This is a genomic window from Ensifer sp. Root142 (assembly GCF_001426785.1).
Taxonomy (GTDB): Bacteria; Pseudomonadota; Alphaproteobacteria; order Rhizobiales; family Rhizobiaceae; genus Ensifer; species Ensifer canadensis.
In genome coordinates, this window is sequence record NZ_LMFK01000001.1 from 878,258 (window position 1) to 894,308 (window position 16,051).

14 protein-coding genes are annotated in these 16,051 nt (G+C 60.0%); 6 read left to right on the plus strand and 8 right to left on the minus strand.

Annotated elements, in window-relative coordinates:
- Window positions 1–67: 67 nt before the first annotated feature.
- Genes ASD52_RS04155 through ASD52_RS04165 form a run of 3 tightly spaced genes read right to left on the minus strand, consistent with a single transcriptional unit; the run spans window position 68 to window position 3,707 of the window.
- Entirely contained in the window at window positions 68–1,207 is a 1,140-nt protein-coding gene (locus ASD52_RS04155) for an ABC transporter substrate-binding protein (protein ID WP_057223034.1), read from the minus strand.
- A gap of 42 nt (window positions 1,208–1,249) precedes the next feature.
- Window positions 1,250–2,086, minus strand: a complete 837-nt coding sequence (kynA, locus tag ASD52_RS04160) for a tryptophan 2,3-dioxygenase (protein ID WP_057204692.1) — start codon at window positions 2,084–2,086, stop codon at window positions 1,250–1,252.
- Between the two features lies 1 nt (window position 2,087).
- Entirely contained in the window at window positions 2,088–3,707 is a 1,620-nt protein-coding gene (locus ASD52_RS04165; RefSeq protein WP_057223036.1) for a benzoate-CoA ligase family protein, read from the minus strand.
- A 327-nt stretch (window positions 3,708–4,034) separates the two neighbouring features.
- On the opposite strand from ASD52_RS04165, the gene ASD52_RS04170 reads away from it, so the two are divergent.
- A complete protein-coding gene (locus tag ASD52_RS04170) occupies window positions 4,035–4,865 on the plus strand; it encodes an alpha/beta hydrolase (RefSeq protein WP_057223038.1) in 831 nt (276 codons plus the stop codon).
- Between the two features lie 231 nt (window positions 4,866–5,096).
- Here ASD52_RS04170 and ASD52_RS04175 read toward each other — a convergent pair whose 3' ends face one another.
- From ASD52_RS04175 to ASD52_RS04195, 5 genes are all read right to left on the minus strand, one after another.
- Window positions 5,097–6,011 carry a sugar phosphate isomerase/epimerase gene (locus ASD52_RS04175; protein ID WP_082571709.1) on the minus strand — a complete coding sequence of 305 codons (915 nt, stop codon included), beginning with the start codon at window positions 6,009–6,011 and terminating at the stop codon, window positions 5,097–5,099.
- A 26-nt stretch (window positions 6,012–6,037) separates the two neighbouring features.
- Entirely contained in the window at window positions 6,038–7,159 is a 1,122-nt protein-coding gene (locus ASD52_RS04180) for a sn-glycerol-3-phosphate import ATP-binding protein UgpC (RefSeq protein ID WP_057223042.1), read from the minus strand.
- Window positions 7,160–7,201: 42 nt separating this feature from the next.
- Window positions 7,202–8,089, minus strand: a complete 888-nt coding sequence (locus ASD52_RS04185; RefSeq protein WP_057223044.1) for an ABC transporter permease subunit — start codon at window positions 8,087–8,089, stop codon at window positions 7,202–7,204.
- 7 nt (window positions 8,090–8,096) lie between these two features.
- A complete protein-coding gene (locus ASD52_RS04190; RefSeq protein ID WP_057218926.1) occupies window positions 8,097–8,987 on the minus strand; it encodes a sugar ABC transporter permease in 891 nt (296 codons plus the stop codon).
- A gap of 74 nt (window positions 8,988–9,061) precedes the next feature.
- Window positions 9,062–10,366 carry an extracellular solute-binding protein gene (locus ASD52_RS04195; RefSeq protein ID WP_244497421.1) on the minus strand — a complete coding sequence of 435 codons (1,305 nt, stop codon included), beginning with the start codon at window positions 10,364–10,366 and terminating at the stop codon, window positions 9,062–9,064.
- An 818-nt stretch (window positions 10,367–11,184) separates the two neighbouring features.
- Here ASD52_RS04195 and ASD52_RS04200 point away from each other — a divergent pair.
- From ASD52_RS04200 to ASD52_RS04220, 5 genes are all read left to right on the plus strand, one after another.
- On the plus strand, window positions 11,185–12,357 hold the full coding sequence (locus ASD52_RS04200) for an ABC transporter substrate-binding protein (RefSeq protein ID WP_057223047.1): 1,173 nt from the start codon (window positions 11,185–11,187) through the stop codon (window positions 12,355–12,357).
- A 334-nt stretch (window positions 12,358–12,691) separates the two neighbouring features.
- Window positions 12,692–13,558 (plus strand): branched-chain amino acid ABC transporter permease, encoded by an 867-nt coding sequence (locus ASD52_RS04205; RefSeq protein ID WP_057223050.1) that lies wholly within the window; start codon window positions 12,692–12,694, stop codon window positions 13,556–13,558.
- Window positions 13,555–14,559 carry a branched-chain amino acid ABC transporter permease gene (locus ASD52_RS04210; protein WP_156612879.1) on the plus strand — a complete coding sequence of 335 codons (1,005 nt, stop codon included), beginning with the start codon at window positions 13,555–13,557 and terminating at the stop codon, window positions 14,557–14,559. Before ASD52_RS04205 ends, ASD52_RS04210 begins: the two co-directional genes overlap by 4 nt.
- Window positions 14,559–15,323 (plus strand): ABC transporter ATP-binding protein, encoded by a 765-nt coding sequence (locus ASD52_RS04215; RefSeq protein WP_057223052.1) that lies wholly within the window; start codon window positions 14,559–14,561, stop codon window positions 15,321–15,323. Before ASD52_RS04210 ends, ASD52_RS04215 begins: the two co-directional genes overlap by 1 nt.
- A complete protein-coding gene (locus ASD52_RS04220; protein ID WP_057223054.1) occupies window positions 15,304–16,020 on the plus strand; it encodes an ABC transporter ATP-binding protein in 717 nt (238 codons plus the stop codon). Before ASD52_RS04215 ends, ASD52_RS04220 begins: the two co-directional genes overlap by 20 nt.
- Window positions 16,021–16,051 lie beyond the last annotated feature (31 nt).

The window sequence follows — 16,051 nt, forward strand, 5'->3', positions numbered from 1 at the left end:
CAGGGTTGCATGGATCATCGGCCGGATGTCGGCAAGCCGAGCACCCGGGCGACAACAGGTGCAAGTCTTACATCCCGCACTTCTCGGCGTAGGCATCCTTGTGATGCTCGAAGGCAGTCGCGATGATCTTGTTGGTCAGGACGCCGTCGTCTTCTTTCACCACCTCACGCACGTAGATGTTCTGGATCGGGTGGTTGTTGTTGTTGAAGGCAAACTCGCCGCGCACGGACTTGAAATCCGCCGCCTTCAGCGCCGCGCGGAAGGCGTCCTTGTCCTTGACGCTCGCCTTCGACAGCGCGGCAAGGATCAGGTTCGCCGTGTCCCAGCTCTGCGCCGCGTAGATCGAGGGCAGGCGCTTGTACTCGGCCTTGAAGGCTTCGACGAATTTCTTGTTGGCCTCGTTGTCGAGATCCTTGGACCAGGTCGCCGAGTTCTTGACGCCAAGGGCGGCGTCGCCGATCGCCGGCAGAACGTCCTGGCTAAAGGAGAAGCCGGGGCCCATGACCGGGATGCCGACGCCCGACTGGGCATATTGCTTCATGAAAGCGATGCCCATGCCACCGGGCAGGAAGAAATAGACGGAGTCGGCGCCGGAGGCGCGGATCTGGGCGATCTCTGCGGCATAGTCCGTCTGGCCCACCTGGGTATAGATCTCGCCGGCAAGGTCGCCCTTGTAGTAGCGCTTGAAGCCGGTCAGTGCATCCTTCCCGGCCGGATAGTTGGGCGCCAGGATGAACGCGTTCTTGTAGTCCTTGTTGGCGTACTGGCCCATCGCCTCATGGAAGTTGTCGTTCTGGTAGGCGACGTTGAAATAGTTCGGATTGCAGTTCGCGCCGGCAAGTGCCGAGGGACCAGCATTGGGCGAAAGATAGATCACGTCCTGCGCGACCGCGTTCGGTACGACGGCCATGGCGAGGTTCGACCAGATGATCCCGGTCATCAGGTCGACCTTGTCGCCCTGGATCATCTTCTCGGCGATCTGCACCGCAAGTTCCGGCTTCTGGGCATCGTCCTCGATCACCAGCTCCACGTCCTTGTTGCCCGATTGCTTGATCGCAAGCGTGAATGCGTCGCGCATGTCGATGCCGAGACCGGCGCCGCCGCCCGAAAGCGTTGTGATGACGCCGATCTTCACCGGCTCGGCGTGGGCGAGGCTTGATGTCGTTAGCGAGAGGCCAAGAAGGCCCGCTGCCAGAATGCGGTTCATGCTGTTCTCCTCCTAGTAGGTTCCCTTTTGAGTTGTGTTCTATCAGAGACCTGTGCGCACATGCCAGAGCTCTGGGAAGAGCTCCACCTCGAGCATCTTCTTGAGGTAGGACGCGCCGGATGTTCCCCCGGTTCCGCGTTTCATGCCGATGATGCGCTCCACTGTCGTGACGTGGTTGAAGCGCCATCGACGGAAGTAATCCTCGAAATCGACCAGCTTCTCGGCGAGCTCATAGAGCATCCAGTAGCGCTCGGGATCGCGGTAGACCGTCTGCCAGGCCGCAAAGACCTTGTCGCTTTCCGTGCGCGTTTCGCGCCAATCCGTCCTGTCTGCTTCCTCGCCGACATCGAACCCTTTGCGAGACAGGAGCCGGATCGCCTCATCATAGAGCGACGGTGCGGCCAGGATCGCCTCCAGCTTTTTAAGGATCTCGGGACGATGCGTGTGTGGTCCGAGCATGGCGACGTTGCGATTGCCGGCGAGGAACTCGATCGCCCGGTATTGCCACGACTGGAAGCCGGACGACTGTCCCAGAGACTCGCGGAACTGCGTGTATTCGCTGGGCGTCATCGTGCGAAGCACGTCCCAGGCGCTGTTCAACTGTTCGAAGATACGCGCCACGCGCGTCAGCATCTTGAAGGCGGGTTCCAGCCGGTCTTCGCGGATCGACCGGACAGCCGCGTTGATCTCGTGCAGTGCGAGTTTCATCCAGAGTTCAGACGTCTGATGCTGAATGATGAACAGCATCTCGTCATGAGCCTTTGAGAGCGGCTCCTGTGCGTCCAGCACTTTCTCCAGCATCAGGTAGTCGCTGTAGGACATGCGCCCCTTGAACGACATCTGGGCGCCTTCCTTCGAAGGATCGTATGGTTCGCTCATTTCAGTTCTCCAACCGCAATCGAAACCGCTGGATCTTGCCCGTGGCTGTCTTCGGCAGGCTGTCCAGGAATTTTACCGACCGTGGATACTTGTAGGGCGCGATCGTCGCCTTCACGTGATCCTGCAAGCGCTTGATCGTCGCCTCATCTGCCGACACGCCGGCCGACAGCACGACATAGGCCTCGACGATCTCACCGCGCTCGGCGTCGGGTGCACCGACCACGGCGCACTCAACGACTTCCGGATGCGAGATCAAGGCCGCTTCGACTTCTGGGCCGGCGATGTTGTAGCCCGCGGTAATGATCATGTCGTCGGATCGGGCCGCGAAATGGAAGAAGTCGTCCTCATCCTGATAGAAGGCGTCACCCGTCAGGTTCCAGCCGTCGCGGACATAGTCACGCTGGCGTGGATCGGCCATGTAGCGGCAGCCGGTCGGGCCGCGCACTGCAAGCTTGCCGATCGTACCGCGGGGAACTTCCTGCATCTCGTCGTTGACGATCCGTGCTTCGTAGCCACCGACGGGCTTCCCGGTCGAGGCGGCCTTACGGTCCTCGAATCGGTTGGAAATGAAGATGTGCAGCATCTCTGTCGCGCCGATCCCGTCGAGGATCGGCTTGCCAGTCTTGTTCGTCCATTCGTCGAAGACGGGCCCCGGCAGTGTCTCTCCGGCCGAAATTGCAACCCGCAGGGATGAAAGGTCCGCGCCGTTGTCCATCGCCTTCATCATCGCCCGATACGCGGTAGGGGCGGTGAACGAGATCGTGGCTTTGTATTTCTCGATAATCTCCACCATGTTCGCGGGCGTCGCGTGCTCAAGAAGGGTTGCTGCCGCCCCGAAGCGTAAGGGAAAGATCGCAAGGCCGCCGAGGCCGAAGGTGAATGCAAGTGGAGGCGAGCCGACAAAGATATCATCGGGTGTGATCCCTAGGACTTCTCTGGCGTAGCCGTCTGCGATCACCATCAGATCGCGATGGAAGTGCATGGTCGCCTTCGGGATCCCGGTCGTGCCCGAGGTGAAACCGAGAAGCGCCACGTCGTCCCGACCGGTGTGCACCGCCTCGAAGAGGACGGATTTGTCGAGTGCAATCCGGTCAAGTTCGGCGTCGTGGTTTGCGGTCCCGTCGAAGCTGACGACCTGTTTCAGGTAGCGGCTATCCTTTGCGCAGGCGATCATCTCGTCCATCAGACGTGTGTCACAGAGTGCCAGGCTGATCTCGGCCTTGTCGATGATCTTGGACAGCTCTCCGGCTCTGAGCATCGGCATCGTGTTGACGACGACGGCGCCGGCCTTGGTGGCTGCCAACCAACAGGCGACCATGGCGGGGTTGTTGGCGGAGCGTATGAGCACGCGATTGCCGGGCCTGACGCCGTAATTCTCGACAAGCGCATGGGCCAGCCTGTTCGTCCAGTCGGAAAGTTCCTTGTAAGTTCGCCGACGACCGTTGCCGATCAGGGCGGTGTGGTCGCCAAAGCCCTTGGCGACCATGGCGTCGGTCAGTTCGACCGCGGCGTTAAGGTGGTCCGGATAGTCGAAGCCTTCGAGAAGGAAGTCTGGCCATTCTTCCGGCGGAGGCAGATGGTCACGGGTAAACGTATCGACGTGCGAAGTCGGTCCAAGCATGTGGCGGCTAATCCCCTGTTCCGTTCCTGCCTGTTGCTCAGGCATTTTTTAAAGCCGGCTATAATTCTTGCGTTCGTGCGAAGCCCGGCCGTACAAACCGGTTGCAGGCGTCGCCGGATCGTTGCCGATGAAGCGCGTCGTCGCTGAGACGACTCCAATGATCGTGATAGGCACAGCGAGACCTCCACTTCTCGGCTGAACATGGGGCAGCATCGCACCGGTCAAAAACTATTTCAAGCCTAAAGTTTTTTTGGGTGGTGGCATTGTGTTTGCTGGTCTGGCAGGCGATTGCTACGCCTGAGGAGAAAATGAGGAGGATTAAAATCGATGCTGGAACGCCGCATTACCAATTGGGACGACGCCTATGCGAATGGCTCGAACATCGCTCGTGGCGACCTATGGCCGGAAGCCTGGGTCAAGCCAGCCGAAGCCTTCCGCAGTGCCCTTCAGGCAGCCGGGCGTGCAAAACTCGACCTCCGCTATGGCGAGCGGCCGAGAAACCGCATGGACCTGTTTTTCCCTGATGGCTCAGCCAAGGGCCTGGTCGTCTTCGTGCATGGTGGATACTGGCTGCAGCTCGATAAGAGCTTTTGGTCGCATCTGGCCACCGGCGCCGTTGCCAGCGGCTACGCCGTCGCCATGCCCTCCTACACGCTCTGCCCCGAAATTCGCATCGCGGGGGTCGTCGAAGAGGTGGCTGCGGCCATCGGCGAGGCCGCAAAGCTGGTCGATGGGCCGCTGATATTGACCGGGCATTCGGCCGGAGGGCATCTCGTCAGCCGGATGATCACGACGACCGCGCCACTGGCACCGCATGTGCAGCAGCGGATTCGAAACGTCGTCTCGATCTCGGGCGTTCATGACCTGCGTCCGATCATGGCAACCGCGATGAACGAGAGGCTCGCGATCGACGAGAGCGAGGCGCTTTCGGAAAGTCCTGCTCTGCTGCGCCCCATGGCAAATGCCCGCATCACCTGCTGGGTCGGGGGCGGCGAACGCGCCGAGTTCTTGCGCCAGAGCGCTCTGCTAGCCAATATCTGGACCGGACTGGGTGCAACAACCGCCGCGATCGCGGAACCGGACAAACATCATTTCAACGTTATCGACGGCCTCGCCGACGTCGGACACGCCCTCACACGGGTGCTGCTTTCGGCGTGAGCGGAGCAATATCGCTTTCTGATCACTGCCAAGTCAGAAACTGCGCCCGGAAAGCGCCGGCCGCATCCCGATCTGAAGATCGTCGGCGCAGACAGGAGCGAAGGACCTCGAATAGCGATCAAACGGGCCGTCTGACGAACGGGCTTCTAGGCGATGGAACAGTTGTCCCGCCGCACATGTGCGGCCGGACAACCAATCAACATGGATGGTAACGAGCTAACCGGAACTTCCTCAGGCAGCTGATCGAAGGCCCACCACGGTTGCCAAACGCCTTGCTCGTTCCAGGCTCGCAGGTTGCTGATCAGCAAACCGCTCGGCGTTGATTTCCATGATTAGTGCCGTGTCTGGAAGGAAGATCAGTTCGGCGAAGATGTCATCCCAAGGAATATCGCCCCAACCAATTGGCAGATGCAAATCTCCGATGCCTAGTGCCGTCGCCTCAGCTGGATGATAGAAGCGGTTCATGGAGTAGGGCAGCCCAAAACTGTCGTGAACATGCAGGTGGCCTGCCACCGGTGCCATTGCCCGCAATTGCTCGCGAAAATCCAGCCCGCGATGCGTGGCCTCGATGTAAGCATGCGAGAAGTCGATAAGCGCAACGACGTTGTCGGAGCCGATCGAACGGACTGTTTCGGCGACCTGGCTCGGTGTTTGCCGATACTGTCCGGTTTCCGTCGTGAAAATGTTTTCAAGCGCGATCCGTACCCCATATCCTTTTGCGATATCCGACATCTCTGCGAGTGCGTCGCGTTCCATCTTGTCGAGATCAGCGGCGCTCTCTCCGGCGGCAAGCTGCGCCGCGCCGGAGTGATGGACAAGGATTCCTGCGCCGAGCCGGTCGCACAGCTCGAGCATCGCTCTCACGACCTTCTTCTGCAAATCGTGATGCTGGCGATCCATGAAGTTGGATACGATCTGACCGTGCAGCGAAAGCTTCTTGAAACTGTACTTGCGCGTGATGTCGGCGACGCACTGGAGCCGATCCTCGATGACGCGACCTCCGCTGATGATCTCCTCGCCATAGATCCCGATCTCGCAGGCATCCGCACCCGTATCGGCGATTTCGCGCAAAGAAGCGTCAAGGCTCGACAGATCTCCCTTGCCCGTCCGGTTGCAAAAGCCAATAGCGGATATGAATTCGTTCATTTCCATCTCCTTCGATGTTGTGATGATTAGACTGCTTCGAGCACCTGCCGCGCATTGCGGCCACTGCGAGGCTCGACTTCAAGCTCGATACGTCGACCAGTCTCTCGGTCGAACACATGCAAATGCGCAAGCGGCAGTTCCAGCGCGATCCGGTCGCCAGGCCTCACGTACGTCTCTTCATCGACACAGGCTGCAAAGAGTTGGCCATCCAATTCCGAGTGGATGACGCGGCCAGCTCCGAGCTCTTCGACAAAGTCCACTTTCATCGAGATGCCTCTTGCGCCAGTGGCAACAACACATTGTTCCGGACGAATACCCACGGTCACATGTCTTTCGCCCAAGCGTGCGGCAAGAGCCCTGTCGATCGGCATCTTCGTGCCGCTGAACTCTATGCAGGCGTCGTCGACGTTGATGTGAGCGTCAAACAGGTTCATCGCCGGCGAACCGATGAAGGAGGCGACGAAAATGCTTGCTGGACGGTGGTAGATGTCAAGCGGCCGGCCCACCTGTTCGACGACGCCCTTGTTCATGACGACCAGCTTGTCTGCGAGCGTCATCGCTTCTACCTGATCATGTGTGACGAAAACGGACGTTGCCGACAGGCGCTGATGGAGCTTGCGGATCTCGGCGCGCATGGTGACACGAAGCTTGGCATCGAGGTTCGACAACGGTTCGTCGAAAAGGAATACGTTCGGTTCGCGGATGATCGCGCGTGCCATGGCAACCCGTTGCCGCTGGCCACCGGAGAGGGCCGCAGGTTTGCGATCGAGATAGTCGGCGAGCCCGACGATCTTGGCTGTCTCCTCGATGCGGCGAAGGCGCTCTGCCTTTGGTACGCCAGCGACTTTCAGGGCATAGCCGATGTTTCCCGCGACCGTCATGTGTGGATAGAGGGCATAATTCTGAAACACCATGGCGCAACCGCGTTCGCGCGGTTCAAGCCTGTTAACGACCCGTCCGTTGATGGCGATCTCACCCGCGGTGATTTCCTCCAGTCCCGCGATCATCCTGAGAAGCGTGGATTTGCCACAGCCTGATGGGCCGAGGATCACGACGAATTCTCCCGACGCGAAAACAAGGTCGATGCCATGCAAGGTGGGGGTCTTGCCGTAAGATTTACGCACGGCGCGAATTGCGATGTCAGCCATGAACGCGGACCTCTTTTTTTCTGCAGATGGGGGGAAGCGGTTTCATTTTTCGGTGGCCACCAGGCCCCGTACGAACCAGCGCTGCAAGACGGCAACGACGACCAATGGGGGCAGCATGATGATCAGCGATCCGGCGAGCGTCACGTTCCAATCCGGCGTGCCGTTGTCGGCCGGCAGGAGCGCGACCAGCGACATCATCGTGGTCTTGTAGGCAGGGTCCGTCACCATCAGGAGCGGCCAGAGATACTGGTTCCAGCCGTAGACGAACATGATCGTGGTCAGAGCGAGCATGTTGGTGCGCGAGAGCGGCAAGAGCATATCGATAAAAAAACGGATCGGGCCCGACCCGTCCATTCGCGCGGCCTCGGCCAGTTCATCGGGCAGAGTTAGGTAGAATTGGCGGTAAAGGAATGTTCCGGTGGCCGTTGCGATCAGCGGCAGCGTGAGACCGGCGTAGGAGTTGAGAAGGTTCCAGTCGAGGGACACCTCGAAACCAGTCGCAGTGGAGATGAGAAGCCGTACGGGCTGAAACAGATCGGCAGCGACTGCGTAGGTGGGCACGACACGCACCTCAAGCGGCAGCATCAACGTGATGAACACCATCCAGAAGAAGAAGCCCTTCAGCGGGGTTCGGAAGAATACGATGGCAAAGGCAGTCAACGCTGACAGTGCGACCTTGCCGACAGTTACAAGGCTGGCCATCACGAAGCTGTTCAACATCGCCGTCCCGAGGTTCGCCCGCGTCCAGGCGGCGCTCATATTCTCAAACAGGCGATCCTGCGGCAGGAAACTGAAGGGTATGGCGTTGACCTGCTGAAACGTTTGGCTCGCGCCCGACACGATGACGATGAAGGGACCTATCAGCAGGAGGAAGCCGAAGATCATCACGCCATAGGTGAGGGCGTTTGCGAAAGGGGTCCGCTGAATCATGACTGCCTCACTTGTAATGGACCTGGCGCTCGATGAAGCGGAACTGGATAAAGGTGAAGATCATGATGAGGCCGATGAGCACGAGGCTCTGGGCCGACGCGCCGGAGTAGTTCAATCCACGGAACGCCTCCTCGACGATGCGGTAGACCATCACATCCGTCCCGTGGTTCGGGCCGCCATCCGTCGTACGCGCGACGATGCCGTAAGTGTCCGCACCGACGAAACCTTCGGTCATCATGATCACGAGCAGGAAGAAAAGCGTGGGCGCAAGCATCGGTATCTGGATGTCGACCGCGCGGCGTATCGGGCCGCAGCCGTCCATCGCTGCAGCCTCGATGAGCGACCGCGGGACAGACTGCAGACCTGCGAGAAGGAAGATGAATGTGTAGCCCGCCCATTTCCAGGCAAACACGACGATGACGAGAATAAGGGCATGGCTGCCATACTTGGCTGGGTTCCAGAAGTCCGGAAAGGCGGCGTTGACCGATGCCATCAGCCCGCGCTCTGGCGACAGGATGAAACGGAAGGCCATGCCGGCAGCAGGTCCCGCGATCGCGTAAGGCAGGATGTAGAGGAACCTGAATGGCGCGGAACCCGGTAGCTGGCGGTCAACCGCCAGGGCAAGAACAAGGCCGATAAAGATCGTAGCCAAGGTGCCGCAAAGGGCGAACGCCAGGCTGACCCCAACGGAATTCCAATAGAGCGGGTCGGCGAACACTTCCTTGAAATTGGCAAGTCCGACAAATTCCGCAGTTCCACCGAAGGGCGGTTCGAGCGTGAAGGCCCAACGCAACACCGCGACCGCCGGCCAGTAGAAAAAGAGCAGGATCAGGATGATCTGCGGCAGGGCGAATAGGCTGGGCAGCCACCAGCTACGAAAGGCCGCGCGCTTGTCCATGTGTGCAAATTCCGTGCGTAAGAACAGGTATGGGAGCCTGCCATTGCGCAGGCAGGCTCCCGACGGATCAGATTTTAGTTCAGCGTCTGACCGGCGTAGGTTTTCTCGAAGCGACGCAGCACTGCGTTGCCCCGTTCGACCGTCTTGTCGAGCTCGGCCTGCACATCTGCATTCTGCATGAAGATCGCTTCGAGGGCCGTTGCGAATTCCTTGCGGATCTGAGTGAAGCCGCCCAGGCGAATGCCACGGGTATTTTCCGACGTCGGCGTGAACGAGAGGCTCTGGATGGCAAATTCACGCCCCTTGTAGGGCGCCTTGTCGTAGAAGCCGTTGGACTTCATCGCGTCGAAACCGGTCTTCGTTACCGGAATGTATCCCGTCACCGTCGACCACCACTCGGCCATTTCCGGTGTCGCGATGTAGTTGAGGAAGGCGGCTGCACCTTTGTATTCCGCTTCCGGACGGCCAGCCAGCACCCAAAGGGATGCGCCGCCGACCAGCGAATTCTGACGCTCTGTGCCTTTCCATACCGGCAACATGGCGACATCCCACTTCACGCCCTCGGGAAGGGACTTGCCGATGGTGCCATGGTCGGCGATCGAGGTCTGTATCATCTGGCAGGTCTGGGACGTGAAGGCGGGGACGGTATCCATGCCAAGCTGCTTGGTCTTGACGACGAAGAGCTTCTCGTCTGCCATTTTCTTGAAGAACTTCACGTGATCGACGAACTTGGTCTTGTTGACGACGAGTTCGGCATCCAGCCCCTGGTAACCATTCGCCTTGGTGGCGATCGGCTGGTTATGAATGGCCGAAAACTGCTCCATGAGCGGCCATGTGTCGAAGTTGAAAGCGAGCGGGCATTCGAAGCCGGCGGCCTTCAGCTTGCGGGCCGCTTCCTCGACCTGTTCCCAGGTGTCGGGCTTGAAGTCCACGCCGGCCTTCTGGAACGCATCGACGTTGTAATAGAACATTGCAGTCGAGGAATTGAAGGGGAAGGAATTCAGTTCGCCCCCAGCGGTCGCATAATAGTTGGCGATGCCGCCGAAATAATTGTTCCAATCGATTGTATAGCCGTTGTCGGCCATCAGCTTCTTGGCCGGCACGAACGCGCCGGACAGCATCATGTCCAGGGTGCCGGCATCATAGATCTGTGTGATCGCGGGCTGTTTTTTGGCGCGGTATGCCGCAATGGTGTTTTGCAGGGTCGTGTCGTATCCGTTTTGCGAGGTGCAGACGATTTCGAATTCGGACTGGCTATCGTTGAACTTCTTGCACGCTTCCTGGACCCGCTCTCCAAGATCACCCGAAAGGCCGTACCAGAATTCGAATTTCGTCGTTTCGGCTGCTGCTGGTGAAGGGCCAAACGCGGCGGTTGCCATCAGGCTGATAAGTGCGAACGTGGTGGCGGAGTCTCTCATTGCAAAATGCTCCTTGCAGAATGGCGGTCACCAAAATCGGCGACACGGATGAGCCGGGGCGCTTGCTAACAGTTGAGTGTGACATTCCCTGCCAAATCGAATGATGAAACGATGAAAGTTCGATTACGGTATTATGAACGGCTGAGCGCTCATTGGCGTTAGGCTTCTTCCCAGGTGGTCGGAACGACCACCGCCAAACCAAAGTTTGTGCGAACGAATGAAGTGTTCAATTTTTTCGATTCAACCTATCTGCGAACGCGAACAAGTTGATCGCCGCGCCAGATGGTGCGCCATCGACCATCGCTCTCCTCGTGGAGCTGGAAGTCGCTGCTGCTATTGCAGATTCTTCGTAGAAGCTGCTGTCGCTTCGCCGCAGCACGAATTTTCTGCGCGAATTCATGCGTAGAAGTGCGCTCGCTGAGAAGTATCCCGCACCGAAGATCTCGAATTCAAAGGTTGGTCACGCGGCGAGATTCTGCCGGTGCCGGGAGGAATCGGTGGACACCTTGGGTTAAACGCTAAATCTCTGTCTTTGCCGGGTTGTCATAGCAGCGCTTTGTTCAACACGCTTTTGGATTCAGGTCTCCGGTGCTAGTGCCATGGTTAAACGCTGCTGCTCACCGAAAACCAAGACAAAACATAACTGTTGAATTATGATTTCCACCCCATATTTCATTTTTGCATCACCGTTTCGCATGGCAAACTGACAGACATCAAAATTGGATTGCTTTGCGAAGACGGTGCCGCAACGGGAGTGGACGGTGCCACAGGGAGGAAATATGAAACGGACAATTCTGGCCGCGCTCGCGGCCTTGGCCATGAGTGGTGCCGCCTATGCGGACACGATCAAGATCGGCGTCGTTGGACCCTTTTCCGGTCCCTTCGCGCTGCAGGGCAAGAACTTCAAGGCTGGCATCGACGCCTATATGGCGATGAACGGCAGCAAGGTCGGCGACGATGATATCGAGATCATCTATCGCGACGTGCCGCAGGCTGATCCGGCGCAATCGAAGGCGCTTGCCCAGGAGCTGGTCGTCAAGGAAGGCGTGCAGTATCTGGCTGGCTTCTATTTCACCCCCGATGCAATGGCCGTCACGCCGCTTCTGGAACAGGCGAACGTGCCGCTGGTGATCATGAACGCGGCGACGTCGGCGATCGTGACCAAGAGCCCGTTGGTGGTGCGCACCTCGTTTACCACCTGGCAGACCTCGACGCCGATCGCCAAGGTGGCGAAGGATGCCGGCGTCTCCAAGGTCATCTCGGTGGTCAGCGACTACGGCCCGGGCGTCGACGCTGAAAATGCCTTCAAGGCCGGTTTTGAGGCGGCCGGTGGACAGGTCGTCGAAGCCATTCGCATGCCGCTTGCCACCAACGACTTCTCGCCGATCATGCAGCGCATCAAGGACTCGGGTGCCGAAGGCGTCTTCGCCTTCCTGCCGTCGGGCCCGACCACGCTTGGTTTCGTCAAGGCCTATAACGAAAACGGTCTTAAGAGCGGCGGCATCAAGTTCTTTGCTCCAGGCGACCTGACGCAGGAATCCGATCTGCCGGCGCTCGGCGAAGCGGCGCTCGGCATCCAGACGACGTTCCACTATGCCGTCTCGCACGACAGTCCTGAGAACAAGACCTTTGTCGAAGCGGCCGCAAAGGCCATCGGCAATCCGGCCGAACTCTCCTTCCCCTCGGTCGGCGCCTATGATGGCATGCATGTGATCTACAAGATGATCGAGGCGACCGGCGGCGAGCAGGAGGCGCAGAAAGCCGTCGACGCAGTCAAGGGTCTTACCTGGACGAGCCCGAGGGGGCCGGTTTCCATCGATCCCGAATCGCGCCACATCACGCAGAACATCTACCTGCGCGAAGTAACCAAGGCTGACGACGGCACCTACTACAACAAGGAAGTCCAGACCTTCGAGAAGCAGGGCGATCCCGGTCTGGCGGCCCTGAAGTAGACGCTTTGGCAACGCGGGGCACCGGTTGAGCCCCGCCCGCATTGGCCACAAAATACCGGCGTCCGGCGAATTGAGCGGTCCGGGCGTCCCAAAGCATTTCCAGGAAAAGTCCGAAGCGGTTTTCGCTCAGGGGATGCATAAGATAGGGACGCATTTCCAGGAAGGGCGCGATGCGTTTTTCCATTCGGGAATACCTGAAATAAAAAGATGGAGCGTTTCGGTCCTCCGTTGAAGGCGGAAACGAACCAGGCGTGTGCGGCTGTTTGCCGTGGATGGGTTCGTCTCGTCCCGCCGCTCTGCCAGTCATCGATAACGAAAGGTATCGGATAGCCCCATGCAAACAGTCTTCAGCATTGCGATCGATGCCCTTGCCTACGGCATGGTGCTCTTCGTCATCTCCATCGGGCTTTCCGTGACCATGGGGCTGATGCGCGTCGTCAACCTTGCCCATGGTGCCTTTGCCATGATCGGCGGTTACATCGCCTCCTACGCGGCGCGCGACCTCGGCCTTGCCTATGGATTTGCCATCGTGCTTGCCGTGTTCGGCACGATCCTGATCGCCATCCCGATCGAGCGTCTGCTTTATCGTCGCATCTATGGGGCGCCGGAACTGACCCAGGTGCTGATGACCATCGGCATCACCTTCTGCATCATCGGCATCGCCAACTATGTCTTCGGCCCTACGCTGAAGACGGTGCCGTTGCCGGCGCAGCTACAGGGCTCTGTCGATCTCGGCTTCCGCGCGATCGCCACGCATCGGCTCTTTGCGATCCTTTGCGGCCTCGCGGTGGCAATCGCCCTCTGGTATACGATCGAAAGGACAGCTTTCGGCGTGAAGCTGCGTGCCTCGGTCGACAATGCGGCCATGGCAGCAGCACTCGGCGTGCGCACCGAGATCGTCTATGCCGTGAGTTTCGCGGTTGCCGTTGGCCTTGCCGCCTTCGGCGGGGTCGTCGGCGCCGAGTTGCTGCCGGTCGAACCCTATTATGCGCTGCGCTACATGGTGACGTTCCTGGTGGTCGTTTCGGTCGGCGGCGCAGGCTCGATCCCAGGGGCGCTCGTCGCCTGCCTGCTGCTCGGCGGCATCGACACGACCGGCCGTTACCTGATGCCCGAGTTCGGTGAATTCTTCTTCTATCTGGCCGTCATCGCGATCATCTGCGTCTTCCCGCGCGGACTTGCCGGGAGAGCCAAGGGATGACCATGACCACCACCAACGACCTGATCACACAGACACCGGGCAAGCGCCGCTTCGGCGGCGGCGACCTGATCGGCCTTAGCGTCATTTTGGCGCTCGCTATTGCAGGCTACTTCCTGTTTCCCAACAATCTGGCGCTGCTGACGCGCATCATCGCCATCGCGCTGTTGGTGCTCTCGCTTGATCTCGTCACCGGCTATTGCGGCGTCGCGACCCTCGGGCATGCGGCTCTGTTCGGTGCCGGTGCCTATGCCGCCGGAATTGTCTCGGCCCATTACGGCATCAATGATCCCTTCGCGATGCTCGCCTTCGGCATTGCCGCCGGTGCCGTTGCCGGCCTCCTTTGCGGCGCGGTGATCCTGCGAGCGCATGGTCTGCCGCAACTGGTGCTGTCGATCGCGCTCATCCATCTTTTTCATGAGTTCGCCAACAAGGCGTCGTCGTGGACCGGCGGCAGCGATGGTCTGTCCGGTATCGCCCCCAGCGCGCTCCTCGGTGTCTACGAGTTCGACCTGTGGGGCCGTACGGCTTACGTCTTCGGCGTGGTGCTGCTCGCGCTCGTCTTCGCCGTCCTGCGGCTGATCGTGCGCTCGCCCTTCGGCATGCTGTGCCGGGCGATCAAGGAAGACCCGATCCGCATCCGCTCGATGGGGGCATCGCCGAAGGGCGCTCTGATGAAGATGTATGTCATCTCCGGGGCCGTGGCCGGTGTCGGCGGCGCGCTCAACGCCATCTCGACGCAGGTGGTCGGTCTCGACAGCCTCTCCTTCACCATGTCCGCTGAAAGCCTGGTGATGCTCGTTCTCGGGGGCACCGGTTCGCTCTTCGGCGCGCTCACGGGCACCATTGTCTTCATGTTCTTCGAAGACGTCGTTTCCGCCGCCAATCCGTTCCACTGGTTGACGATGGTCGGCGCGCTGCTGATTGCCGTCGTCCTCTTCGCGCCGAAGGGGCTTTACGGAACGGCAGCCGCCTTCGTTGCCCGCCGTCGGGAGGCAAAGTGATGCAGCCCATCTTTGAAGTTCGCAACCTCAAGCGCGCCTTTGGCGGCTTGGCAGTCACCAACGACGTGAGCCTCAGCATGGCGCCGGGCGACCGCGTGGCGCTAATCGGCCCGAACGGCGCCGGCAAGACGACATTCGTCAATCTTGTCACGGGCAACCTTGTCTCTGATTCCGGCGAAGTTCGCCTCGGCGGCGAGACGGTCACCGGCATCGATGCCATAGGCCGGGTGCGGAGAGGGCTGGTGCGCTCCTTCCAGGTCACGCGCCTGTTTCTCGACATGACGCCGGCCGAGCACGTTGCGCTCGCCGTTTTGCAGCGCGACGGCCGCTCCGGTCGTCTGTTCGGCAATTTTCTCTCGATGCCTGATGTGATGGACGAAGTCGGGCAACTGCTCGGCAAACTCGGGCTTCGCGAACTGATGCATCGCAAGGTCAGTGAGATCGCCTATGGCCAGCAGCGCCTGCTTGAAATCGCCGTGGCGCTTGCCTTGAAGCCGAAGGTGCTGCTGCTCGACGAGCCGGCCGCCGGCGTGCCGCAGAGCGATACCGGTCGCATCGAGCAGGCGCTCGCCGACCTGCCGGCGGATCTGGCCGTGCTGATGATCGAGCACGACATGGATCTGGTCTTCCGTTTTGCCAAGCGCGTCGTCGTTCTGGCGGCTGGCGCCATCATCTTTGACGGTTCGCCGTCGGACGTCACCCAGGATCCGCGGGTCCGAGAAGCCTATCTGGGGAGCTATGCCAATGCCAGCCACGCCGCTTGAGGTCGAAAACCTGTCGGCCGGGTATGGTCCGACGCGGGTGCTCGAAGACATTTCGTTCTCGGTTCCAGCAGGCGCGCGGCTTGCCGTTCTCGGTCGCAACGGCATGGGCAAGACCACACTCTTGGCGACGCTTGCCGGCCAGACGAAACGCTATGGCGGCCGTATTCGCATGGGCGATGCTGACGTGACGGCACTGGCAAGCGCGTCACGCGCTCGCAAGGGCTTAGGCTTCGTGCCGCAGGCGCGTTGCGTGTTTCCGACACTGACGGTCGAGGAGAACCTGTTCGTCGGTCTCAAGGACCGGCCGAAGACCGCACTGCAGGAGGCTTACGACATGTTCCCGCGGCTTCACGAGCGGCGGCGGAACCTCGGCAGCCAGCTTTCCGGCGGCGAGCAGCAGATGCTGTCAACGGCGCGCTCGATCCTCGGTCGTCCGTCGGTCCTGCTGCTGGATGAGCCCCTCGAGGGGCTTGCCCCGGTGATCTGCGAGGAACTGATGAAGGCCTTTGCCGAACTCGCCAAGACCGGCGACATGACGATCGTGCTGGTCGAGCAGCGCATCCAGAGCGCGCTCGATTTCGCCGATCAAGTCATCGTGCTGGAGCGCGGACGCATTGCCTGGACGGGCACGCCGCAGGCGCTTTCAAGCGACCACGACGCCGTCGAGCGATTGCTGGGCGTCGGCGGACTTCACTGAAGCGATTGAGCGCAGTTTTTGCGGCCCTAAG

Coding starts and splice junctions, on each gene's coding strand:
- ASD52_RS04155 (WP_057223034.1), bottom strand. CDS start 1,207: ATGAACCGCATTCTGGCAGCGGGCCTTCTTGGCCTCTCGCTAACGACA.
- kynA (WP_057204692.1), bottom strand. CDS start 2,086: ATGAGCGAACCATACGATCCTTCGAAGGAAGGCGCCCAGATGTCGTTC.
- ASD52_RS04165 (WP_057223036.1), bottom strand. CDS start 3,707: ATGCTTGGACCGACTTCGCACGTCGATACGTTTACCCGTGACCATCTG.
- ASD52_RS04170 (WP_057223038.1), top strand. CDS start 4,035: ATGCTGGAACGCCGCATTACCAATTGGGACGACGCCTATGCGAATGGC.
- ASD52_RS04175 (WP_082571709.1), bottom strand. CDS start 6,011: ATGAACGAATTCATATCCGCTATTGGCTTTTGCAACCGGACGGGCAAG.
- ASD52_RS04180 (WP_057223042.1), bottom strand. CDS start 7,159: ATGGCTGACATCGCAATTCGCGCCGTGCGTAAATCTTACGGCAAGACC.
- ASD52_RS04185 (WP_057223044.1), bottom strand. CDS start 8,089: ATGATTCAGCGGACCCCTTTCGCAAACGCCCTCACCTATGGCGTGATG.
- ASD52_RS04190 (WP_057218926.1), bottom strand. CDS start 8,987: ATGGACAAGCGCGCGGCCTTTCGTAGCTGGTGGCTGCCCAGCCTATTC.
- ASD52_RS04195 (WP_244497421.1), bottom strand. CDS start 10,366: ATGGCAACCGCCGCGTTTGGCCCTTCACCAGCAGCAGCCGAAACGACG.
- ASD52_RS04200 (WP_057223047.1), top strand. CDS start 11,185: ATGAAACGGACAATTCTGGCCGCGCTCGCGGCCTTGGCCATGAGTGGT.
- ASD52_RS04205 (WP_057223050.1), top strand. CDS start 12,692: ATGCAAACAGTCTTCAGCATTGCGATCGATGCCCTTGCCTACGGCATG.
- ASD52_RS04210 (WP_156612879.1), top strand. CDS start 13,555: ATGACCATGACCACCACCAACGACCTGATCACACAGACACCGGGCAAG.
- ASD52_RS04215 (WP_057223052.1), top strand. CDS start 14,559: ATGCAGCCCATCTTTGAAGTTCGCAACCTCAAGCGCGCCTTTGGCGGC.
- ASD52_RS04220 (WP_057223054.1), top strand. CDS start 15,304: ATGCCAGCCACGCCGCTTGAGGTCGAAAACCTGTCGGCCGGGTATGGT.